The organism is Rhizorhabdus dicambivorans, assembly GCF_002355275.1.
GTDB lineage: Bacteria > Pseudomonadota > Alphaproteobacteria > Sphingomonadales > Sphingomonadaceae > Rhizorhabdus > Rhizorhabdus dicambivorans.
The window spans coordinates 1973684-1996224 of the sequence record NZ_CP023449.1 but is presented as its reverse complement, the minus strand read 5'-3'; the positions used below and the strand labels follow the sequence as shown (position 1 = coordinate 1996224).

General features: G+C 67.1%; 17 protein-coding genes. 13 read left to right on the top strand and 4 right to left on the bottom strand.

Annotation, left to right across the window (positions count from 1 at the left end; all coding sequences use genetic code 11):
• Nucleotides 1-53 precede the first annotated feature (53 nt).
• Nucleotides 54-2192 carry a penicillin-binding protein 1C gene (pbpC, locus tag CMV14_RS09585; RefSeq protein WP_066967090.1) on the top strand — a complete coding sequence of 713 codons (2139 nt, stop codon included), beginning with the start codon at nt 54-56 and terminating at the stop codon, nt 2190-2192.
• A gap of 15 nt (nt 2193-2207) precedes the next feature.
• On the opposite strand, the gene CMV14_RS09580 is transcribed toward pbpC, so the two are convergent.
• Together CMV14_RS09580 and CMV14_RS09575 are read right to left on the bottom strand one after the other, a co-directional pair.
• Nucleotides 2208-3014 carry a SirB1 family protein gene (locus CMV14_RS09580; RefSeq protein WP_066967087.1) on the bottom strand — a complete coding sequence of 269 codons (807 nt, stop codon included), beginning with the start codon at nt 3012-3014 and terminating at the stop codon, nt 2208-2210.
• On the bottom strand, nt 3011-3481 hold the full coding sequence (locus CMV14_RS09575) for an Lrp/AsnC family transcriptional regulator (RefSeq protein ID WP_066967084.1): 471 nt from the start codon (nt 3479-3481) through the stop codon (nt 3011-3013). Before CMV14_RS09575 ends, CMV14_RS09580 begins: the two co-directional genes overlap by 4 nt.
• A gap of 138 nt (nt 3482-3619) precedes the next feature.
• On the opposite strand from CMV14_RS09575, the gene CMV14_RS09570 reads away from it, so the two are divergent.
• Nucleotides 3620-5971, top strand: a complete 2352-nt coding sequence (locus CMV14_RS09570; protein WP_066967082.1) for a thiamine pyrophosphate-binding protein — start codon at nt 3620-3622, stop codon at nt 5969-5971.
• A gap of 47 nt (nt 5972-6018) precedes the next feature.
• Here the strand turns inward: CMV14_RS09570 and sigJ are convergent, their stop codons facing one another.
• Together sigJ and CMV14_RS09560 are read right to left on the bottom strand one after the other, a co-directional pair.
• Entirely contained in the window at nt 6019-6879 is an 861-nt protein-coding gene (gene sigJ, locus CMV14_RS09565) for a sigma-70 family RNA polymerase sigma factor (RefSeq protein WP_066967079.1), read from the bottom strand.
• The gene (locus CMV14_RS09560) at nt 6876-7334 is read right to left on the bottom strand and encodes a carboxymuconolactone decarboxylase family protein (RefSeq protein ID WP_066967076.1); all 459 of its coding nucleotides are present in this window, start codon (nt 7332-7334) and stop codon (nt 6876-6878) included. Before CMV14_RS09560 ends, sigJ begins: the two co-directional genes overlap by 4 nt.
• Nucleotides 7335-7503: 169 nt before the next feature.
• On the opposite strand from CMV14_RS09560, the gene CMV14_RS09555 reads away from it, so the two are divergent.
• The 11 genes from CMV14_RS09555 (at nt 7504) to cobA (ending at nt 22075) form a co-directional block, all read left to right on the top strand.
• Nucleotides 7504-8085 (top strand): ANTAR domain-containing response regulator, encoded by a 582-nt coding sequence (locus CMV14_RS09555; RefSeq protein ID WP_066967073.1) that lies wholly within the window; start codon nt 7504-7506, stop codon nt 8083-8085.
• Entirely contained in the window at nt 8082-9287 is a 1206-nt protein-coding gene (locus CMV14_RS09550; RefSeq protein ID WP_066967070.1) for a CmpA/NrtA family ABC transporter substrate-binding protein, read from the top strand. The genes CMV14_RS09555 and CMV14_RS09550 overlap by 4 nt, the downstream gene beginning before the upstream one ends.
• A 224-nt stretch (nt 9288-9511) precedes the next feature.
• On the top strand, nt 9512-10816 hold the full coding sequence (locus CMV14_RS09545) for a CmpA/NrtA family ABC transporter substrate-binding protein (RefSeq protein WP_096367708.1): 1305 nt from the start codon (nt 9512-9514) through the stop codon (nt 10814-10816).
• 22 nt (nt 10817-10838) lie between these two features.
• Nucleotides 10839-11792, top strand: a complete 954-nt coding sequence (gene ntrB, locus CMV14_RS09540) for a nitrate ABC transporter permease (RefSeq protein WP_066967067.1) — start codon at nt 10839-10841, stop codon at nt 11790-11792.
• Between the two features lie 14 nt (nt 11793-11806).
• Nucleotides 11807-12610 carry an ABC transporter ATP-binding protein gene (locus CMV14_RS09535; RefSeq protein WP_066967064.1) on the top strand — a complete coding sequence of 268 codons (804 nt, stop codon included), beginning with the start codon at nt 11807-11809 and terminating at the stop codon, nt 12608-12610.
• A gap of 137 nt (nt 12611-12747) precedes the next feature.
• Nucleotides 12748-13986, top strand: a complete 1239-nt coding sequence (locus CMV14_RS09530; protein WP_238147241.1) for an alginate export family protein — start codon at nt 12748-12750, stop codon at nt 13984-13986.
• Between the two features lie 470 nt (nt 13987-14456).
• Complete coding sequence (locus CMV14_RS09525; protein ID WP_066967174.1) at nt 14457-15665, top strand: nitrate/nitrite transporter; 1209 nt, start codon at nt 14457-14459, stop codon at nt 15663-15665.
• A gap of 28 nt (nt 15666-15693) precedes the next feature.
• Nucleotides 15694-18165: a nitrite reductase large subunit NirB gene (gene nirB / locus CMV14_RS09520; RefSeq protein WP_066967058.1), complete on the top strand. Its 2472-nt coding sequence runs from the start codon at nt 15694-15696 to the stop codon at nt 18163-18165.
• 5 nt (nt 18166-18170) lie between these two features.
• A complete protein-coding gene (nirD, locus tag CMV14_RS09515) occupies nt 18171-18551 on the top strand; it encodes a nitrite reductase small subunit NirD (RefSeq protein ID WP_066967055.1) in 381 nt (126 codons plus the stop codon).
• Between the two features lie 133 nt (nt 18552-18684).
• Complete coding sequence (locus tag CMV14_RS09510; protein WP_066967052.1) at nt 18685-21306, top strand: nitrate reductase; 2622 nt, start codon at nt 18685-18687, stop codon at nt 21304-21306.
• On the top strand, nt 21293-22075 hold the full coding sequence (gene cobA, locus CMV14_RS09505) for a uroporphyrinogen-III C-methyltransferase (protein ID WP_066967048.1): 783 nt from the start codon (nt 21293-21295) through the stop codon (nt 22073-22075). The genes CMV14_RS09510 and cobA overlap by 14 nt, the downstream gene beginning before the upstream one ends.
• The last annotated feature ends 466 nt before the right edge of the window (nt 22076-22541 follow it).

Below are 22541 nucleotides of genomic sequence, written 5' to 3'. Positions count from 1 at the left end.
CCCTCCCCTTTAGGGGAGGGGTTGGGGGTGGGGCTTGTCCGCGAGTACGGCTTATGGGGATAGGCCCCACCCCAACCCCTCCCCTGAAGGGGAGGGGCTTCCCTAAACTGCTGTGGATCGTGCCGCTCGCGCTGGCGGCGCTGCTCTATATCGCGACATGGCCGCCCATCACACCCGACTTCCGGACGGTCCGCGCCACCTGGCATCCCACCGAAGCCTGGCTCTACGACCGCAACGGCTTGCTGCTCGACAGCATGCGGGTCGATTTCAGCCGGCGGCGGCTCGGCTGGGTGCCGCTTGGCGAGACCGCCCCTGCGCTGGCGAAGGCCGTGATCGCCGCCGAGGATCGGCGCTTCCGCGAACATGGCGGTGTCGACTGGCTGGCGGTGGCCGGATCGATCCGCGACCGGCTTTCGGGCCGGCGCGCGCGCGGGGCATCGACCATCACAATGCAGCTTGCGGCGTTCCTATCGCCCGACCTCGCCCGGCCGGGATCGCGCAACTACTGGCAGAAGGCACGCCAGATGCGCGGGGCGATGGCGATCGAGCATCGCTGGTCGAAGGACGAAATCCTCGAAGCCTATCTCAACCTGGCCGGCTTTCGCGGCGAGGCGCAGGGGATCATGGCGGCAAGCGAGCAGATGTTCGGCAAGCCCCCTGCCCGGCTGTCGCGCGACGAGGCGCTGCTGATCGCCGCGCTGCTGCCCGATCCGCAGGCACCGCCAGAACGGGTCGCGCGCCGCGCCTGCGCGATGCGGCGCGGCGATTGCCCCGCGATCAAGGCGATCGCGGCCACCGCGCTGGGCAGCGCGCGGCGGCTGCGGATCGACCCGGAACTGGCGCCGCATCTCGCCCAGCGACTGATCGACAAGCCCGGCATGCGGGTGACGACGACGCTCGACGCCCCGATCCAGCGCATCGCCATCACCGCGCTGTCGCGCCAGCTGATCGGCCTGGGCGACCAGCGCGCCCGCGACGGCGCGGTGATCGTCCTCGACAATGCGACCGGCGACACGCTGGCCTATGTCGGCGGGGTGGGCGGCGGATCGACCGCGGCGGCGGTCGACGGCGCCAATGCGCCGCGCCAGGCGGGCTCGACGCTCAAGCCCTTCCTCTACGCCGCCGCGATCGAACGCGGCTATCTCACCGCCGCGTCGATCCTCGACGACAGCCCGGTCCAGCTCGACACCGCCTCCGGCCTCTACATCCCGCAGAATTACGACCGCAGCTTCCGGGGGCCGGTCTCGGCGCGCTCGGCGCTCGCCGCATCGCTCAACGTGCCGGCAGTACGCACCCTGCTGCTGGTCGGGGTCAACGCCTTCCGCGACCGGCTATGGGACCTGGGTTATGCCGGGCTGACCGAGGATGGCGACTATTACGGCTTCTCGCTGGCGCTCGGATCGGCCGAGGTCACGCTCGCCGAACAGGCCAATGCCTATCGCGCGCTCGCCAATGGCGGCCGCTGGTCCGCCGCCCGGCTGCGCCCCAGCGATGCGCAGCAGCCGCTGCGCCCGGTGATAAGCCCGGCCGGCGCGTGGATAACCGCCGACATCCTGTCCGATCCCGGCGCGCGCGCGGGCACCTTCGGGCTCGACAGCGCGCTGCGCCTGCCCTTCTGGGCGGCAGTCAAGACCGGCACCTCCAAGGCGATGCGCGACAATTGGTGCGTCGGCTTCAGCAGCCGGTTCACCGTCGCGGTGTGGATCGGCAATCTGGAGGGGGATTCGATGCGCGCCGTTTCCGGCACCAGCGGCGCGGCGCCGGTGTGGCGCGAGATCATGCTCGCGCTCCACCGCACAGGCGCGCCGCCCCGCCCGGCGAAGCCCCATGATGTGGAAAGCCGAACGGTGCGCTTTGCGAGCGCCATCGAGCCGCCGCGTACCGAATATTTCCTGCGCGGCACGGCCCAGCCCGTTTTCGGCGCCGCGCCGCCCGAGGCGCGCCGCGCACGGATCGCCAGCCCCGTCTCTGGCAGCATCTACGCGCTCGATCCCGACATCCCGATCGATCGCCAGCGCATCCGCATCCTCGTGTCAGGTGCGGTCGCGGGCCATCGGCTGCTGCTCGACCGCAAGGATATCGGCCCTGCCGGGGCGCAGCCGCTGGTGCTGCCGGGGCCGGGCGCACATCGGCTGGTGCTTGCCGATCCTGTGGGACGGACGGTGGATCAGGTGCTGTTCACGGTGCGGTGAATATTGGGCCTCGGATCACTTCCCCGCCAGCGCCTCCAACGCCGCCGCGATATGCGCCCGGCTATCGGGATCGCGCGTCACCTCCAGCATCGAACTCAGGCTGCTGCGCGCCTCCTCGACCCGCCCGGCGCCGAGCTGGAGGCGGGCGAGATCCCACCAGCCCTGACCGTGCGACGGCGCGACCGTGACGATGCGCTGGTAGAGGACCAGCGCGCGGCCATGGTCACGGGCCTTTTCCGCGCGGGTCGCCTGGTTGAGCAGCAGCCGCACCAGGGTCATCCGGTTCGACATCGGCGCGAGATGGCGCGGATCATAGTCGGCCTGGGGCCCAAGCGACTGGCGCACCAGATTGAGCAATATGTCATGGGTGACAAGCCGGCCGTCGTGGAAGGGATCGATCACCACCGATCCATCGTCGGGGCCGACCCGCACCAGAACATGGCCCGGCGTGTTGAGCGCGTCCGCGCGCCAGCCGACCCGGCGGGCGAGGCCGACATAGAGGATCGAGAGGGCGACCGGCAGGCCCTGCTGCCGATCGAGCACGCGGATCAGATCGGCGTTGAGCGGAGCGTCATAGCTGTCCCGGTCTCCCCGGAAGCCATGCCGTTCGGCCAGAATGCGGGCGAGCAGCCCGGCCTGATCGAGCGCCGATTCCGCTTCCCCGGCGATCGCCGCCAGCTCCGCGCCATGGCCGTCGAGCCGGGCCGCATAGGGCGCGAGATCGAGACCCTCATGGTCGAGCGCGCTCAGCTCTAGGGCGGCACTGTCGAGCCCGATATCCTCATCGTCGAGCAGGCCGAGATGGGCGATGGATTCGATCATCGCGCGGCATCCACCGGGATCGCGGTGCGATAGACCACCGGCCGCAGGGCAAAGCTGGACGTCACCTGGGAGACGCCGGCGATCTTCGTCAGCCGCTGGCGCAGGAAATCCTCGAAAGCGGCGAGCGAACTGACCATCACCCGCAACTGATAGTCGCTTTCTCCGGTCATGAGATAGCATTCCATCACCTCGGGGAAGTCCGCGACGGCGGCCTCGAAGGCGGCAAGATGGCGGTCGTCCTGCCCGTCCAGCCGGACCCGCACGAAGGCGCTGACGTGCAGGCCCAGCGCGGCCGCATCCACCAGAGCCACATAGCTCTGGATGATCCCGGCCTCTTCCAGCTGGCGCACCCGGCGCAGACAGGGGCTGGGCGACAGGCCGACCCGGCCCGCCAGCTCATGATTGGTGACGCGCCCGTCGGCCTGAAGTTCGGAGAGGATCTTCTGATCTATCGCATCGATCTGCATATCTGCAATATTCTGTCTCGTTTGCTCGTTAGAACGGCAATATATGCTCAAAAATCCGCGATCCGCCAGCGAAATCGCAATGTTCCATTTGGTCTGATCGGCTATCCATCTGGCCGGAGAAACAAGGAACAGCCGGCCATGATTCACGAGGTGAAGCCCCAGGACCCCGCCACCGTGGCAGCGCTCGAGGCGCTCGAGGTCCGGCTGCGCTGGCTATCGAGCTGGACGATCCACAACGCCAATCATCTGCGCGAAAGCCGCGACGGGCTGAAGGTCGGCGGGCACCAGGCAAGCTGCGCGTCGATGACCGCGATCATGTCGGCCCTGTATTTCCACGCGCTCGGCCCGAACGACAAGGTGGCGGTGAAGCCGCACGCCGGGCCGGTGCTGCACGCGGTCCACTATCTGCTCGGCAACCAGAGCCTCGACCAGCTCCAGCGTTTCCGTGGACTGGGCGGCGCGCAGAGCTATCCAAGCCGCACCAAGGACAAGATTCCGGTCGACTTCTCGACCGGATCGGTGGGCCTGGGCGTGGCGATCACCGCCTTCGCCAGCCTGGTGCAGGACTATCTGGTGGCGCACGGCAACCTGGCGGAGGCCAACACCGGCCGGATGATCGCGCTGATGGGCGACGCCGAGCTGGACGAGGGCAATATCTACGAAGCGCTGATCGAGGGCTATAAGCACGACATCCGCAACTGCTGGTGGATCGTCGACTATAACCGCCAGTCGCTCGACGCGACGACGGCGGACCGGATGTTCAACCGCTTCGACGACATCTTCCGCACCTGCGGCTGGCGGGTGCTGACCCTGAAGCACGGCAAGCTCCAGCGCGAGGCCTTCCGCAAGCCGGGCGGACAGGCGATCGCCGACTGGATCGACAATTGCCCCAACGCCGAATATGCGGCGCTGACCTATCAGGGCGGCGGCGCCTGGCGCGCGCGACTGAACGCCGATCTGGCGGGCGACGCCAAGGCTCTGAAGCTGGTCGCTTCGTTCGACGATGACGGTCTGACCGCGCTGATGACCAATCTGGGCGGGCATTGCATCGAGACGCTGATCGACGCCTTCGCCCAGGCCAGTGACGACAAGCCGACGATGTTCATCGCCTATACGGTGAAGGGCTATGGCCTGCCGTTCGCGGGCCACAAGGACAACCATGCCGGCCTGATGAACCCGACCCAGATCGCCGGGCTGCGCGAGAGCCTTGGCATTGCCGAGGGCGAGGAATGGGCGCCTTATGGCGGCCTCGGCGACAATACCGTGGCGGTGCTGAAGGAGTTCGTCGCGAACTCGCCCCTGGCCCGGGCCGCAGGCGAAAAGGCGGTCGAAGCGGTGCCGGTGCCCGTACTACCCGCCCCCGAGGGCGCAGAGCAGGCCACCCAGCCCGCCTTCGGCCGCATCCTGTTCGACCTGGCGAAGTCGGGAGATCCGGCTGCTCGGGCGCTGGCCGACCGGATCGTCACCACCGCGCCCGACGTGACCGTGTCGACCGGCCTGGGCGCCTTCGTGAACAATCGCGGCCTGTTCCGCCGGCAGGAGCTGAAGGACGTCTTCCACGCTGCCCGGATTCCGTCGGCGCAGAAGTGGTCCGGCCACGGCGCCGGCCAGCATATCGAGCTGGGCATTGCCGAGCATAATCTGTTCCTGATGCTGGCGGCGCTGGGCCTGTCGGCGCCGCTGTTCGGCACAAGACTGATGCCGATCGGGACGGTCTATGACCCGTTCATCGCGCGTGGCCTCGATGCGCTCAACTATGGCTGTTACCAGAATGCACGCTTCCTGCTGGTCGCCACCCCTTCGGGCGTGACGCTTGGGCCGGAGGGCGGCGCCCATCAGTCGATCAACTCCCCTCTGATCGGCATCGGCCAGCCGGGCCTGACCTATTTCGAGCCGGCTTTTGTCGACGAGCTGGCACTGATCATGGGCTGGGCGTTCGAGCATATGCAGGCCGAGGACGGCGGCTCGGTCTATCTGCGGCTTACCACCCGCGCGATCGAACAGGTCGAACGCGAGGACGATGGGTGGAAGGAGGACGCGCTGAAGGGCGGTTATTGGTTGATGCGACCAGCCCCCGGCGCGGAGGCGGCGATCGTCTTCACCGGCGCGATCGCGCCCGAAGCGATCGCCGCCTATCATCAGCTCAAGGAGGATATTCCGGGGCTGGGCCTGCTCAACGTGACCTCGCCCGACCTGCTGCATCGCGGCTGGTCCGCCCGGCAGGCGGCGCGCTGGCAAGGTGGTTCGAGCGAGCGCTCGCATGTCGAGACCCTGCTGCGCGATCTGTCGCCGGACGCGGGCCTCGTCACGATCATCGACGGCAGCCCGTCGACGCTGTCGTGGCTGGGCGGCGTGCGGGGCCAGAAGGTCGGCGCGCTCGGCCTCGACCGCTTCGGCCAGACCGGCGATCTGCCCGACCTCTACCGCACCTACCGCCTCGACGCCGAGGCGATCGCGGACGCGGCGGCGGAGCTTTTCCTGGAGGATTGAGCCCCGAGCGTCGCGCCGGCGGAGGCCGAGGTGACGCTCTGTCACGCCTAGTGCAGATGCTTCAGCTTGTCGGGATTGCGCACCACATAGATCGCCGCGATCCGCCCGTCCTCGATATCGAGCGCGGTGGTCTGGAGTTCGCCGTCAGCCTCGCGGGTGACGAAGCCGGGCAGGCCGTTGATGAAGCCCAGCCGCACCAGGGCCGAGCCATGCTTGCCGTACAGCACCGCCAGCGCCCTGTGCAGCTTCATCACATGATCGAGGCCCAGCAACACCTCGGGCGCCGCCGAGCGCTTGCCGCCGCCATCGGCGTGCATGCTGACATCGGCGGCGAGCAGCGTGCCGAGCGCGCTCATGTCGCCGCTGCGCGAGGCGGCGAAGAAGGCTTCGGCCAGTTCCAGCCCACGCTTCCGTTCGACCTGGAAACGCGGCCGCCCCGCCTGGACGTGGGCGCGGGCGCGTGACGCGAGCTGGCGGCAGGCGGCGGGATCGCGGCCGATCGTCGCGCCGACCTCCTCGAAATCGAGGCCGAACACATCGTGGAGCAGGAAGGCCGCCCGTTCGAGCGGCGACAGCCGTTCGAGCGCGAGCATCAGCGGCAGGGTAACGTCCTCCGCCTCCTCATCCTCCTCGACGACGGGTTCGGGCAGCCAGGGGCCGACATAGACCTCGCGCCGGTGCCGCGCCGATTTCAGCTGGTCGAGGCAGAGCCGCGTCACGGTGCGGCGCAGGAACGCCTCGGGCTCGCGCACCGCCGCGCGGTCGGCCGCCATCCAGCGGATGAAGGCCTCCTGCACCACATCCTCGGCATCGGCGACAGAACCGAGCATGCGATAGGCGACCCGGACCAACCGGGGCCGCAGCGGATCGAAATCCGCCACGGCATCGGACGCGGCGCCGGCCGTCACGCCGCGGCCTTCGCCGGCTTGTGATCATACCAGAGGCCGAAGCCCACCGCGATCCGGTTCCAGCCGTTGATGATGTTGATCATCAGGGTGAGGTTCACCTGCTCCTCCTCGCTGAACTGCGCCGCGAGCGCCGCATGGGCCGCTTCATGGCTGTGCCCTTCGGAGAGCCGTGTCAACGCTTCCGTCCAGGCCAGCGCGGCACGCTCGCGGTCGCTGTAGAAGGGGGCCTCACGCCACGCCGTCAACAGATGGATGCGCTGCTCTGTCTCGCCCATCGCGCGGGCATCGAGCGTGTGCATGTTGATGCAATTGGCGCAGCCGTTGATCTGCGAGGCACGGATCTTCACCAATTCAATCAGGCTCGGCTCCAGGCTGGAGCCGATGGCGAAGGAGAGGCTCGTCCAGCTCTTCATCAGCGCGGGTGCGGCGGCATAGGGATCGAGAATGGCAGTCATGATATCGGCTCCTTCATGGGTTCCGATGACATGACGAGATGGGGCCGGCGGCTGTGACATGCCGAGCGAAAAATCCGTGGGCGGCCAATGCCGACACCGATAGTGCATTGCAACAATCCCCCAGCTGCCCCATAGGCCGTCCCCCGATCTGGATGCGAAGGGGCCCGCATTGCGAATCGTGATCGTCGATGACAGCGGCTTACGCGCGACCGTCCTGGAGGATGGCCTGCGCGAGGCGGGCTATGACGATATCCATGTCGTCCCGCCGCACGGCGCCTGGGTCGCCAAGCTCGAGCGCATGGCGCCAGACGTCGTACTGATGGACCTGGGCAGCCCGAGCCGCGACACGCTGGAGGAGATGCTGGCGGTGAGCCGCGCGCTCGCCCGCCCGATCGCGATGTTCGTCGACCAGTCCGACGAGACGATGATCGGCGCCGCGATCGATGCCGGCGTTTCGGCCTATGTCGTCGACGGGCTGCGCAAGGAGCGGGTCAAGCCCGTGCTCGACCTGGCCATCCGCCGCTTCCGGGCCTTTGCCAGCATGCAGGCCGAGCTCAACGAGGCGCGCACCGCGCTGGCCGAGCGCAAGACCATCGACCGCGCCAAGGCGATCCTGATGGAGAGCCGCAACCTGTCCGAAGCCGACGCCTATTCGCTGCTGCGCAGCACGGCGATGAACCAGAGCCGCCGCATCATCGAGGTAGCCGAGGCGCTGATCACCGCCAGCGACCTGTTGGGAGGAAAGTCTTGACCCCGATCTCGATCGCGTTCCTTCCGCTGACCGACTGCGCCGTCCTGGTCGCGGCGAAGGAGAAGGGGTTCGCCGCCGAAGCCGGCTTCGACCTGCGCCTGATCCGCACCACCAGTTGGGCGGAGACCCGCGACAGGCTGGTCTACGGCCAGGCCGAGGCCGCGCATCTGCTGGCGCCGCTGGCGGTGGGGGTGACGCTGGGAATCAGCCAGCATCGCTGCGCGCTGGCGGCGCCGTTCAAGCTGAACGTCAACGGCAACATCTTCGTGATGGGAACCGAGTTCGCGCAGGCGCTCGATCCCGATCCGATCCGCCGGCTTGAGGATCCGCTGGCGACAGCGCATGATTTCGCCTCAGCGATCGGGCTGTACCGGCGCAAGCCGATCATCGGCATGGTGCACCGGCTGTCGAGCCACGCGCTCACCCTGCGCTACTGGCTGGCCTCGGCCGGTATCGATCCCGATCGCGACGTCTCGATGCCGGTGCTGCCCCCCTCCTTCATGTCCGACGCGCTGCGGGCGGGCGAGATCGACGGCTATATCGCGGGTTCGCCGTGGGGGCTGGTCGCCGTGGACCAGGGCCTGGCCGAGACGGTGATGGTGAGCGCGCGCATCTGGCAGCGCGGCGTGGAGAAGCTGCTGGCCTTCCGTGAGGAATGGATGGAGGCCAATCCCGAGATCGTCGACCGGCTGATCGTCGCCCTGTCCGCCGCTGCCGCGTGGTGCGACGAGCCCGGGAATCGCGAGGAACTGGCACGGCTGCTGTCCGCCCCCGAATATATCAACCTCGATCCCAGGATCATCCTGCCGAGCCTCAGCGGGCGCTTTCCGGTGCGCGCCGGAGCCCCGCTCGCCGATGTGCCCGACGCGATGATCTTCCATCGCGAGGCGGCCGGCTTTCCGTGGCGCAGCCAGGCGCTGTGGATCTATTCCCAGTTCGTCCGCTGGGGCTTCATCAAGGCCAGCGCCGAGAATGAACAGATCGCTGGCAACGTCTTCCGTTCCGACGTCTACCGGCGCGCGCTGGGGGCCAGCGGCCTGCCGATGCCCGGCGCCAGCATGAAGCTGGAAGGCTCGTTGTCGACTCCGCTTCCGGTCGGTTCGAGCAGCGGAACCCTGACATTGGGTCCCGATCGATTCTTCGATGGGCGGGTTTTCGATCCGGCGCGGATAGAAGAATATCTCGCCGGCTTCGCTACTTAGAGGACGATTGCGCGACATCCTTTCGCGATTGCAAAAAAAGCATTTGCGCGAACATGCCGATTCGCGCGTTATGTGTGCAGCGCACAATGACGCTGCGCTAAGATCCGGCCGCCTCCTCCAACGACGGGGACAGGCGCCATCAGTTTTACAGCAAAGCCGCTGTCGGGCCTCGAAATGTCGAGGGTCCGATCGCGGCTTTTTTTTCGTTTCGGCTAGGGGGAAAGATGACGGACAGGATCGACGACGAAGCGGGCGCCGCGATGGACATGGGCCGCCGCACCTTCCTGAAGACCGGCACCACCGCAGCGGCAGGCCTTGCCGCTGCCGCGAGCATGAGCAGCCCGGTGTTCGCAGCGGGCGGCAAACCCGAGGTGAAGGGCGCCAAGCTGGGCTTCATCGCGCTGACCGACGCATCGCCGCTGATCATCGCCAAGGAACTGGGGCTGTTCGCGAAATATGGCATGCCTGACGTGGTGGTCGCCAAGCAGGCGAGCTGGGGCGCGACCCGCGACAATCTTGTGCTGGGCTCCGGCGGTGGCGGCATCGATGGCGCGCATATCCTGTCGCCCATGCCCTATCTGCTGACCCTGGGCGCGATCGGCAAGGCGACCCCGATGAACATCCTGGCGCGGCTCAACGTCAACGGCCAGGCGATCTCGGTGGAAAAGGCCTATCTTGCCGCCCGCACCGACATCAACGCCGCCCGGATGAAGCCGCTGATCGCGCAGCGCAAGGCGGCCGGCCGCAAGATCACCATGGCCATGACCTTTCCCGGCGGTACCCACGATCTCTGGATCCGCTACTGGCTCGCCGCGCAAGGCATCAACCCCGATGTCGATGTCGAACTGATCACCATCCCGCCTGCCCAGATGGTCGCCAATATGAAGGCGAACACGATGGAGGCCTTTTGCGTCGGAGAGCCCTGGAACGACCAGCTTGTCGCCCAGGGGCTCGGCTATACCGCGGTGTCGACCGGCCAGCTGTGGATGAACCATCCCGAAAAGGCATTCGGCATGCGCGCCGACTGGGTGGCCGCCAATCCGAATGCGGCCATCGCGCTGACCGCGGCCGTCATCGACGCGCAGCGCTGGTGCGACAATCCGGCGAACAACGCCAAGCTCGCCGAGATCGTGGGCGGGCGCGACTGGCTGAAAGTGCCCGTCACCGACATCAAGGACCGGCTGCTCGGCAACTTCACAATGGGCGATGGCCGGGTGTTCACCAACGCCCCGTTCAAGATGAAGTTCTGGGGCTCGAACGCCTCCTTCCCGTACAAGAGCCACGACCTCTGGTTCCTCACCGAGGATCAGCGCTGGGGCAAGCTGCCGGCCAATCTGAACAAGACCGCGGCGGTCGCCAAGGTCAACCGATCGGATATCTGGCGCAAGGCGGCGATGCTGGCCAAGGTGCCGGCCGCGCAGATCCCCAAGTCCGACAGCCGTGGCGTCGAGAAATTCTTCGACGGCAAGGTCTTCGATCCGGCCAATCCGGCCGCCTATCTCGCCAGCCTGAAGATCAAGAAGATCTGAACTGCGTCCAAGGAGTTGCGTCATGACCTCCCCGGTTCGTCTCGCCAGCCAGGAACAGGAGCAGCCCGCCGGCAAGGCGCCGCTGCCCCAGGCGGAGATCATCCCCTATCCCGGCACCCATCCCGCCGCGGCTGAAGTGAAGAAGGGCATCGACCTGTCCCCGCTGCTCGGCGGGCTGCGCAACGCCGCGCTGGCGGTGCTGCCCACCCTGCTGATGGTGGCGGCGCTGCTGATGGTTTGGGAAATGGCGTGCAGCGGCGAAGGATCGTCGCTGCCCGCCCCCTCCAAGGTGTGGACCGACAGCAAGGAGGTGATCCTCCATCCGCTGAAGGGCGTCGAGATGGACGGGATCGGCTTCAAGATCCAGGACGGCGGCGACGTCGGCATCGCCGGCCATGTGCTGACCAGCCTGAAGCGGGTGGCGCTGGGCTTCACCCTATCGGCGATCTTCGGCATCGCGCTGGGCATCCTGATCGGCCAGAGCCAGTTCGCCTATCGCGCACTCGATCCATTGTTCCAGATCTTGCGCACGGTGCCACCGCTCGCCTGGCTGCCGCTGAGCCTCGCCATCTTCCAGCAGGCGCAGCCATCGGCGATCTTCCTGATCTTCATCACCGCGATCTGGCCGGTGATCCTGAACACCGCCGCCGGCGTGCAGAACATCCCCATGACCTATCGCAACGTGGCCAAGGTGCTGTCGCTCAACCCGTTCGAATATTTCACCAAGGTGATGCTGCCGGCCACCGTGCCGCACATGTTCACCGGCCTGCGGATCGGCATCGGCATGAGCTGGCTGGCGATCGTCGCGGCGGAGATGGTCCAGGGTGGAACCGGGATCGGTTTCTTCATCTGGGACAGCTACAACAGCTCGCTGCTCACCGACACGATCGTCGCCCTCGTCTGGATCGGCATAATCGGTTTCGCTCTCGACCGGATCGTCGGCTGGATCGGCCGCCGCATCGCCCGCCAGGCCTGAAAAAGGATACGACCATGAAGCATCGTTCCTATCTTGCGCTCGAAGGCATCGGGGTCACCTTCCCCACTCCCAAGGGCCCGTTCACCGCGCTTCGCGACATTGAGCTGTCGATCGAGAAGGGTGAGTTCGTCGCGCTGATCGGCCATTCGGGCTGCGGCAAATCGACCCTGCTGAACATCGTCGCCGGACTGGTGAAGCCCAGCCGTGGCGTCGTCTTCCTCGACGGAGAGGTGGTCGACAAGCCCGGGCCGGATCGCGCGGTGATCTTCCAGGATCATTCGCTGCTGCCCTGGCTGACCGTCGAGGAGAATGTGCGGCTCGCGGTCGACAAGGTGATGGGCGGCAAGAGCCGCGCCGAGCGCCGCGACTGGGTGTTACACAATCTGGAACTGGTGAAGATGGCGCATGCCGCCGCCAAGCGCCCCGGCGAACTGTCGGGCGGCATGAAGCAGCGCGTGGGCATCGCCCGCGCCATATCGATGAGCCCGCGCGTACTGCTGATGGACGAGCCTTTCGGCGCGCTCGACGCGCTCACCCGTGCCAGCCTGCAGGACTCGGTGATGGCGATCCAGGCCGAGCTCAACAATACCGTGGTGATGATCACCCATGACGTCGACGAAGCCGTGCTGCTCGCCGACCGGGTGGTGATGATGACCAACGGCCCCGCCGCGACGATCGGCGAGGACCTGTCGGTGAAGCTGCCGCGTCCGCGCAACCGGATCGAGATGGCGGACACGCCCGACTACAACCATGCGCGCCACGAGATCCTGCACTTCCTGCACCAGCGCTATTCGAATCCGGTCGATAAGGCCGCCTGACGTGACGGCGGCCTGAGGGGGCCGCCCGAGCGGGCCGGGCAACGACCCGGCAAGGAGAGGATGCCGACCAGGCATCGAACTGAACAATGCGATCTTCAATTGGGGGGAAGACCATGCGATTCCTGACGTGCTGCCTCATGTCCTCTGTAGTTCTGCTTCCAGCCGCCGCGCAGGCGGTCAAGATCAAGCCGATCGTCGATACGCGGCTTCGCTACGAGGGTGTCGAGCAGCAGGGCATTGCCCGCGACGCCGACGCGCTGACCCTGCGTGCCCGGGTGGGGGCGGAGGCGACCGAGGGACCGTTCAGCATCCTGATCGAAGGGGAAGGCACACTGGCGATCGACGAGAGCTATTTCAGCGGCGTCAACCGCAAGACGACCTATCCGGTCGTCGCCGATCCCGAGACCGTGGAGATCAATCGCATCCAGCTGCAGTACAAGGGCAAGGGCCTGACCATCACCGGGGGGCGGCAGCGGATCAACCTGGATGACCAGCGCTTCGTCGGCGGGGTCGCGTGGCGCCAGAACGAGCAGACCTTCGATGCCGCGCGTGTCGAATGGAGCCCGATCAAGGACGTCAAGCTGGACGTCGTCTACAGCTGGTCGGTCCGCACCATCTGGGGCGTCGACGGCGGCACGCGCGGCTTCACCAACCGGCCCCAGGCGATGAGCGGCGACGACATCTTCGTCAACGGCTCCTACAAGACGCCCTATGGCCTGCTGACCGGCTTCTTCTATCGGATCGACGAGGACGAGAATGTCGTCGCGCTCCGCCGCAACAGTTCCAACACCTACGGCCTGCGTTTCGCGGGCAGCCGCCCGCTGAGCAAGGCGGTCAAGTGGAACTACATAGTGAGCTATGCCCATCAGCAGGACAACGGCACCAACCCGCTCGATTATTCGGCCGATTATTTCCTGGCCGAAGGCGGGCTGGACATCGGCGCCTGGAAGCTGGGCGCGGGCGTGGAACAGTTGGGGGCGGACCGCTCCGTGCTCACCAAGGCGACCGGCGCGCGTTTCCCGGCGGGCTTCGCCTTCATGACGCCCTTCGCCACGCTGCATAAGTTCAACGGCTGGGCCGACAAGTTCCTGACCACCCCGGCGCAGGGCCTCACCGATTATTATGGATCGATCGGCTATGGCCTGAAGAAGGTGGGACCGTTCGACACCATCACGGCGACCGCGATGTACCATCGTTTCAACAGCGATATCGCCGGCATACATTATGGCGACGAACTGAACCTGCAGCTTGTCGCGAAGATGAAGAAATACACCTTCCTGGCCAAATATGCCGATTACCAGCGCAAGGGCATCGCCAGCTATGCGGGCGACGCAGACACCAAGAAGCTGTGGCTGTCGGTGGAATGGGCGTTCTGATTTAGATCCTCCCTGCGCGTAGCGTGGGGAGGGGACCGCGCCGAAGGCGTGGTGAAGGGGTAGTCCGACAATTCCAACCGGGTGCGTTGGATGGTTCGGATTACCCCTCCACCATCCACTGCGCGGAGGGCCCCCTCCCCGCCCTGCGGGCAAGGAGGGTCTAAGACAGTAGAGAGGAGGAACACCCTGCCCGGCCACGGGCGGGGTGTTCTGTCGCGCCGCAAAAATGCTGCACCGCGCAAAAAGAGTCTTGCCATCGGGGCCCACCCGTGAGATTTCTCTGACAAGAGGCAAGGACGCCTCGATTCCATAGATGCGCCTGTCCGACGAAGGACAGGATCATCGGCCAAAGCCCTCCGGGGCCGAAGCACAAGGCAATGACGCCGCCCGAACCGACCATGGAGGTCGTGATTCGAGGCGGCTTTTTTCATGCCCGAAAGGTTTGCAATGCGCTGGTTTGGGGACGTGCAATGAACAAGGGTTTCTGGGCCGCCGGCCATCGGCCGACGTTGCTCGCGGCGTTTCTCTATTTCGACATTGCCTTCATGGTGTGGGTGCTGCTCGGCCCGCTGGCGCCCGCCATATCGGCGGACCTGGGCCTGAGCCCCGCGCAGAAGGGCTTCATGGTCGCCGTACCTACCCTTGCCGGCGCTCTCCTCCGCCTTGTCAACGGCGTGCTCGTCGATCGGATCGGCCCGAAGGCGACCGGCGCGATCGGCCAGGTCATCGTCATGACGGGCCTGCTCGCCGCCTGGGGCCTGGGGGTCCACAGCTTCGCCGGAACCGTCGCGGTCGGCATCATCCTGGGCTTCGCAGGCGCCAGCTTCGCGGTCGCGCTGCCGCTGGCCAGCCGCTGGTATCCGGCCGAGCACCAGGGCACCGCGCTGGGCATCGCCGGCATGGGCAATAGCGGCACGGTCTTCGCCGCCCTGTTCGCCCCCACCCTGGCCAAACTGTTCGGCTGGAACGCCGTGCTTGGCCTCGCGGTCATCCCGCTCGCGATCGTCTTCGTGATCTACATGATCTTTGCGAAGAACGCGCCGAATGCGCCCGCGCCCAAGCCCGTCACCGCCTATCTCAAGCCGCTCAGGAAGGCCGATGCCTGGTGGTTCATGCTGTTCTACGGTGTCACCTTCGGCGGCTTCGTCGGCCTCAGCTCCTCGCTCTCCATCTACTTCACCGACCAGTTCCACCTGACCCCGGTGATGGCGGGCTATTGCACCGCAGCCTGCGTGTTCGCCGGATCGCTGATCCGCCCGCTCGGCGGCGCGGTGGCCGACCGGATCGGCGGCACCAAGGCACTGACCGTCGCCTATATCCTGGCCGCGATCACGCTGAGCGCGATCAGCACCGGCCCGGCCACCGTCCTGCTGGCGCTCGGCCTGTTCCTGGTGGCGATGCTCGCGCTCGGCTTCGGCAATGGTGCGGTGTTCCAGCTGGTGCCCCAGCCCTTCAAGGAGGAAATGGGCGTGATGACCGGCCTGGTCGGTTTCGCCGGCGGCGTCGGCGGCTTCTACCTCGCCTCGTCGCTCGGCCTCGCCAAGCAGCTGACCGGCAGCCCGCAGCTCGGCTTCCTGATCTTCGCCGGCCTGGCCCTGATCGCGCTGGGCGGGATCAGCCTGGTCAAGGGCCGCTGGCGCTCGACCTGGGCCTCCGCCCTCGCCGGCGCCCGCATCTAACCGCCCGAATCAAACCAAGGACAGCATCATGCTCGCTCCCACCTCCCGCGAACGCCTCGTCGTCATCGGCAACGGCATGGCCGGCTGCCGGGCCGTCGAGGAAATCCTCGCCCGCGATCCGGATCGCTATTCGGTCACCATCTTCGGTGCAGAACCCTATGTGAACTACAACCGGATCATGCTCTCGCCAGTGCTGGCGGGCGAGAAGAGCTTCGACGACATCGTCATCAACACGACCGAATGGTATGCCGACAACGGCATCGAACTGGTCAGCGGCGACCCGGTGGTGGGCATCGACCGCGAAGAGAAGACGATCACCTCGCAGGGCGGCCGCGTCGTCGGCTATGACCGGCTGCTGATCGCCACCGGCTCCGATCCCTTCATCATCCCGGTGCCCGGCAAGGACCTGCCCGGCGTCATCAGCTTCCGCGACATGAAGGATGTCGACACGATGCTGGCGGCGGCAAACCAGGGCGGCGACGCCGTGGTGATCGGCGGCGGCCTGCTCGGGCTCGAAGCCGCGCACGGCCTGTCGCTGCGCGGCATGAAGGTGACGGTGATCCACCTGATGCCGACGCTGATGGAGCGGCAGCTGGACGAGGCGGCTGGCTGGCTGCTCAAGACCGAGCTGGAATCGCGAGGCCAGACCATCCTGACGGGTGCCGACACCGCCGAGATTTACGGCGACGGCAAGGTCGAGGGCCTCCGGCTGAAGGACGGCCGCGACATCCCGGCCAGCCTGGTGGTGATGGCGGTGGGCATCCGCCCTTCCACTGCCCTGGCGCGCACGGCGGGCCTCGCGGTGGGGCGCGGCATCCATGTCGACGACCATATGGTGACGAGCGACCCGGCGGTGCTGGCGGTCGGCGAATGCGTCGAGCATGACGGGCAGGTCTATGGCCTGGTCGCCCCGCTCTGGGAGATGTGCCGCGCGCTGGCCGACGGGCTGGTCGCGGAGCCGAGCGGCTATCATGGCTCGGTCACCTCGACCAAGCTCAAGGTGTCGGGCATCGACGTCTTCTCGGCGGGCGATTTCTCGGGCGGCGAAGGCGCCGAGGACATCGTCCTGCGCGATGCCTCGCGCGGGGTCTACAAGCGTGTGGTGCTGCGCGACGACAAGGTCGTCGGCGCGGTGCTCTATGGCGATACCGCCGACGGCGGCTGGTATTTCGACCTGCTCAAGAAAAATGAGGATGTCTCGGAGATCCGCGATGTGCTGATCTTCGGCCAGGCGTTCGCCCAGGGAGGTGGGCGCGCGGACCCTAAGGCCGCCGTTGCGGCGCTCTCGGACGATGCCGAGGTGTGCGGCTGCAACGGCGTCTCCAAAGGCCAGGTCGTCGCCACGATCGAAAATGGCGCCTGCACGCTCGACGCGGTTCGCGCGACCTGCAAGGCTTCGGCCTCGTGCGGTTCGTGCACCGGGCTGGTCGAGCAGATCCTCGCGGTCACGCTCGGCGACGACTATGCCGGCGAGCGCGCGGTCAAGACGATCTGCAAGTGCAGCAGCTTCACCCATGATGATGTCCGCCGCGAGATCGTCGCGCAGGGGATGAAGTCGATCCCCGAGGTGATGCAGAAACTGCACTGGACCACGCCCGACGGCTGCTCCTCCTGCCGCCCGGCGCTCAACTATTATCTGCTCTGCGCCTGGCCCGGCGACTATGTCGACGACCAGCAGAGCCGCTTCGTCAACGAGCGCCTGCACGCCAACATCCAGAAGGACGGCACCTATTCGGTGGTGCCGCGCATGTGGGGCGGCCTGACCAACCCCAAGGAACTGCGCGCGATCGCCGACGTGGTCGAGAAGTACAACGCGCCGATGGTCAAGGTGACCGGCGGCCAGCGGCTCGACATCTTCGGGATCAAGAAGGACGACCTGCCCGCCGTCTGGGCCGACCTCAACGCGGCCGGGATGGTTTCGGGCCACGCCTATGGCAAGGCGCTGCGCACGGTGAAAACCTGCGTCGGCTCCGAATGGTGCCGTTTCGGCACCCAGGATTCGACCGGCCTGGGCGTCCAGACCGAGCGGATGACCTGGGGCAGCTGGATGCCGCACAAGTTCAAGATCGCAGTGTCGGGTTGCCCGCGCAACTGCGCCGAGGCGACGATCAAGGATTTCGGCGTGATCTGCGTCGACAGCGGCTATGAACTGCATGTCGGCGGCAATGGCGGCATCAAGCTGCGCGGGACCGACCTGCTGTGCAAGGTCGCGACCGAGCAGCAGGCGCTCGATTACTGCGCGGCCTTCATCCAGCTCTACCGCGAGGAGGCCTGGTATCTGGAACGCACCGCGCCCTGGATCGAGCGGGTCGGCGTCGACTATGTCCGTAGCCGCATCGTCGACGACGAGGTGGGCCGCGAGGCGCTGACAAGCCGCTTCCTCTATTCGCAGAGCTTCTCGCAGGACGATCCCTGGGCCGAACGCGCCGCAGGCAAAGACCGCGAACAGCATGCGCATCTGGGCGAGTTCCGCCCCATCGAACTGCTGGCCGCGGAGTAAGCGACATGGTGACCGGAGATTGGCTCGACGTCGGCGCGCTGGTGGAGATTCCGCTGCGCGGTGCCCGTACCATCAAGACCGCGGGCAGCGACGAGATTGCGATATTCCGCACGGCGGGCAACAAGCTCTATGCGCTGGTCAACCGCTGCCCCCACAAGCAGGGGCATCTGAGCCAGGGCATCGTCCATGGCGAGGCGGTGACCTGCCCGCTGCACAACTGGCGCATCTCGCTGGTGAGCGGCGAGGCGCTGGGCGAGGACGAGGGCTGCGTGCCTACCATCCCGGTGCGGATCGACGCGGGCCGCATCCTGATCTCGCGCATGGCGATGCTGGCGGCACTGGCGGCCGAGGGCGAAGGCGCCTGCACGGAGAAGGCGGCGGCATGACGGCCCCGGCCCTTGGTGTCGTCACCCCGGGCTTGGCCTGGGGTCCCGCTTCTTCCTCCGGCGCCGCCAAAAAAAGCGGGATTCCGGATCAAGTCCGGGATGACGGTGCCCATGCGGCGAGCGCGCTCATCAGATGAGCGACGCCATCCGCACCACCTGTCCCTATTGCGGTGTCGGCTGCGGCGTCCGGGCCACGCCGGCCGGCGATCGCCAGCTGCGCATCGAAGGCGATCCCGAGCATCCCGCCAATCGCGGCAAGCTCTGCTCGAAGGGTACTCATCTGGGCGAGACGGTGGGCCTCGGCGGACGGCTGCTCCACCCGATGATCGGCGAGAAGCGGGCGAGCTGGGACAAGGCGCTCGACCTCGTCGTCAAGCGGTTCAACGACACGATCGCGCGGCACGGGCCGGAGAGCGTCGCCTTCTATGTCTCCGGCCAGCTGCTCACCGAAGACTATTATGTCGCCAACAAGCTGATGAAGGGCTTCATCGGCACCAGCAACATCGACACCAATTCGCGGCTCTGCATGTCGAGCGCCGTGGCCGGCCACATCCGCGCCTTTGGAGAGGATGTCGTCTCGGCCAGCTATGACGATCTCGACGAAGCTGACCTGTTCGTGCTGGTCGGATCGAACACCGCCTGGTGCCACCCGATCGTCTACCAGCGCATCCAGGCGACCCGCGAAAAGCGCGGCGCCAAGCTGGTGGTGATCGATCCGCGCCGCACCGAGACCTGCGAGGATGCCGACCTGCATCTCGCCATCCGCCCTGGCAGCGACGTCGCGCTGATGAACGGGCTGCTCGCCCATTGCCTGCGCGCGGGCCTCGTCGATGAGGAGTATCTCGCCGCGAACGTGTCGATCCCGCAGGGCTTCTGGGACATGATCGGCCAGGGCAGCGACCTGTGGAGCACCGCCCGCAGCTGCGACGTCGCGCCCGAGCAGCTGCTGCGCTTCTACGAACTGTTCGCGGCGCACCCGCGCACCGTCACGCTGTTCAGCCAAGGGATCAACCAGGCGCTGCGCGGCACCGACCAAGTCAACGCGGTCATCAACGTCCACCTTGCCACCAACCGGATCGGCAAGCCTGGATCGGCACCCTTCTCCATCACCGGCCAGCCCAATGCGATGGGCGGGCGCGAGGTGGGCGGGCTCGCATCCACCCTGGCCGCGCATATGGATTTCGCGCCCGAGAACGTCGCCCGGGTCGGCCGCTTCTGGTCCGCCCCGCGCATGGCGACCAAGCCGGGCCTGAAGGCGGTCGACATGTTCCGCGCGGTCGAAGAAGGCCGGATCAAGGCGATCTGGGTGATGGCGACCAACCCCGCCGTCTCGATGCCCGATGCCAACCGGGTGCGCGACGCGCTGGCCGCCTGCCCCTTCGTCGTCGTCTCCGACGTGATGGCGGACACCGACACCGGCCGCTTCGCCCATGTCCGCCTGCCCGCCGCCGCCTGGGCCGAGAAGGACGGCACCGTCACCAACAGCGAGCGGCGGATCAGCCGCCAGCGCCAGGCGCTGCCGCTGCCCGGCGAGGTGAAGCCGGACTGGTGGATCATCAAGGAGGTCGCCGCGCGGATGGGCTGGGCGAGCGCCTTCGCTTATGGCGGCCCGGCCGACATCTATCGCGAACATGCCCGGCTGACCGCCTATGACAACAAGGGTGCGCGGATGCTCGACCTGCGCGACCATGCGGCGATCGGCAATCCCGCCTATGACGCAATGGAACCGGTGCGGTGGGGCGAACGATCCTTCGCCGATGGCCGCTTCCCGACCCCCGACGGCAAGGCCCGGCTGGTCTCCACCGTGCAGGCTGCGCTGGCCGATCCGCTGAAAGACTGGCCACTGACGCTCAACACCGGCCGCTACCGCGACCAATGGCACACCATGACCCGCACCGGCCTGTCGCCCAAGCTCGCCCGCCACCGCGAGGAACCGCTGGTCGAGATCCATCCCGGCGATGCAGGACGGTTCGGCCTCGAAGACGGCGACATCGCCCGGGTCGCGACCCCGCAGGGCCAGAGCCTGTTCCGCGTCGGTATCAGCGAGGGCCAACGGCCCGGCGAGATATTCACCCCGATCCACTGGACCGATCGCCAATCCACCGGCGGCCGCACCGGCCTGCTGCCGCGCCCGCTGACCGATCCGCATTCGGGCCAGCCAGGGTTCAAGTCCACGCCCGCGAAGGTGGAGAAGGTCGCGATCGAATGGCGCGCCTTCCTGATCTTGCGCGGCGATGCCGGCACGGCGAGCCTGCCGCCCGCCTTGTGGGCGACGCGGATCACGGTCAATGGCGGTACGCTCTACGAGCTGGCCGGTGCCGAGGACGACAAGGCGATCGACGGCTGGCTGCCGGCCGGCACGCGGATGGAGGCGGCCGACCCGGCCAAGGGCACCCGCCGGATCGCGGTGGTGGCTGGAGACAGGCTTGCGGCGGTGCTGTTCGTCACCCGCACAGGCGAGCTGCCGGGCCGCGACTGGCTGATCGCCCAGCTGGAAGCGCCCGAGGTGGCGCCGACCCTGCTTGCCGGCCGCGCGCCCGGGGCGATGCCCGATCGCGGGCCTGTGGTCTGCGTCTGCTTCGACATCGGCCTGCGCACCATCGTCAGCGCGATCGTCGCGGAGGAACTGGCCGACGTCACCGCGATCGGCAAGGCGATCCGCGCCGGCACCAATTGTGGATCCTGCCGCCCCGCCCTCGCCCGTATCCTCGCCGACACCCTCGCAACCGCGGAGAAGGTCCATGCAGCCGAATGAGATGATCGCCCCGGGCAGCGTCTGGCTGGTCGGCGCCGGGCCCGGCGACCCCGACCTGCTGACGCGCAAGGCCGAGAAGCTGATCGCCGCCGCCGAGATCATCTTCCACGACGCGCTGGTCGGCCCGGGAATCCTCGACCTCGCCGCGCCGGGCACCGAACTGGTCAGCGTCGGCAAGCGATCGGGACGCCATTCGAAGGCGCAGGATACGATCAACGACCTGCTGCTTGCCGCCGCGCTGGGCGGCAAGCGGGTGGTCCGCCTCAAGGGCGGCGACCCGTCAATCTTCGGCCGTTCGACCGAGGAGCTCGACCATCTCGCAGCGCAGGGCATTGCGGTCCATATCTGCCCCGGCATCACGGCCGCCAGCGCGGCGGCGGCGAGCGGGCTCGCCTCGCTGACCCTTCGCGGGCTCGCCCGGCGGCTGACCTTCGTCACTGCGCACGCCCGCGCGGGCGAGGCGATCGACCTCGACTGGGCGGCGCTCGCCACATCCGACAGCACATTGGCGGTCTATATGGGCCGCGCCGCCGCGCCTGAGATCGCCCGCAAGCTGATTGCGGCCGGCCGGGCGGCCGACACGCCAGTGCTGATCGCCGTCAACGTCTCACTGCCCGGCGAACGGCTGATCCGGGGCCGGCTTTCGGCCCTTTCTTTCCTGACGCAGGCGATCAGCGACGACGACCCCACCCTGCTGCTGATCGGCGAAGCGACCCGTGCCACTGCCATGGGGAAGGCGCGGGAGGGGGCGGTAGTCCTCCCGGCCTGAAACGCCAGCAACCGCTCACCGCGATCACGGCACCGTTGCCCGAAAGCCGGACGGGAGCCGCCAGGACCAGCCCGTGCCCGCGCCGCCCCGTAACGACCGGCCCCCGCCGGTGCGTTCGCAACCTATGTTAATCTGCCGTTCAGTCGGGGCCGACGCAAATTATCTCGCACATGCGAAATGAAATTACGCTGTGTTTCCCGGCGCTTGCGATCGCCATTCAGCCAGCATTAATATTGCCCGACGCGTTTCGCCGCACCCGCAACCAATGGACCCAATAAACGTTAGGGGCCTCCATAAAACGGCGTAAATCCGGCAAATATGCCGCCGATGGCGACTTTCGATCGGCCAGCCTCAACTATCGCTCCACTGGTCGCCAAGCCGTTGAACGATGAAAGGGCAACTGGCAGTTCAGGATCAGACTTCGCCGCGTTGCAGCAGAACGAGGTTTATCATGTACGCGTCATCC

Excerpts from the sequence above, each read along its gene's own strand:
- cobA (WP_066967048.1), top strand. The coding sequence starts at position 21,293 with ATGCAGCCGAATGAGATGATCGCCCCGGGCAGCGTCTGGCTGGTCGGC.
- CMV14_RS09560 (WP_066967076.1), bottom strand. The coding sequence starts at position 7,334 with ATGACTGCCATTCTCGATCCCTATGCCGCCGCACCCGCGCTGATGAAG.
- nirD (WP_066967055.1), top strand. The coding sequence starts at position 18,171 with ATGGTGACCGGAGATTGGCTCGACGTCGGCGCGCTGGTGGAGATTCCG.
- CMV14_RS09575 (WP_066967084.1), bottom strand. The coding sequence starts at position 3,481 with ATGCAGATCGATGCGATAGATCAGAAGATCCTCTCCGAACTTCAGGCC.
- ntrB (WP_066967067.1), top strand. The coding sequence starts at position 10,839 with ATGACCTCCCCGGTTCGTCTCGCCAGCCAGGAACAGGAGCAGCCCGCC.
- CMV14_RS09530 (WP_238147241.1), top strand. The coding sequence starts at position 12,748 with ATGTCCTCTGTAGTTCTGCTTCCAGCCGCCGCGCAGGCGGTCAAGATC.
- CMV14_RS09535 (WP_066967064.1), top strand. The coding sequence starts at position 11,807 with ATGAAGCATCGTTCCTATCTTGCGCTCGAAGGCATCGGGGTCACCTTC.
- nirB (WP_066967058.1), top strand. The coding sequence starts at position 15,694 with ATGCTCGCTCCCACCTCCCGCGAACGCCTCGTCGTCATCGGCAACGGC.
- CMV14_RS09570 (WP_066967082.1), top strand. The coding sequence starts at position 3,620 with ATGATTCACGAGGTGAAGCCCCAGGACCCCGCCACCGTGGCAGCGCTC.
- pbpC (WP_066967090.1), top strand. The coding sequence starts at position 54 with ATGGGGATAGGCCCCACCCCAACCCCTCCCCTGAAGGGGAGGGGCTTC.
- CMV14_RS09510 (WP_066967052.1), top strand. The coding sequence starts at position 18,685 with ATGAGCGACGCCATCCGCACCACCTGTCCCTATTGCGGTGTCGGCTGC.
- CMV14_RS09545 (WP_096367708.1), top strand. The coding sequence starts at position 9,512 with ATGACGGACAGGATCGACGACGAAGCGGGCGCCGCGATGGACATGGGC.
- CMV14_RS09525 (WP_066967174.1), top strand. The coding sequence starts at position 14,457 with ATGAACAAGGGTTTCTGGGCCGCCGGCCATCGGCCGACGTTGCTCGCG.
- CMV14_RS09580 (WP_066967087.1), bottom strand. The coding sequence starts at position 3,014 with ATGATCGAATCCATCGCCCATCTCGGCCTGCTCGACGATGAGGATATC.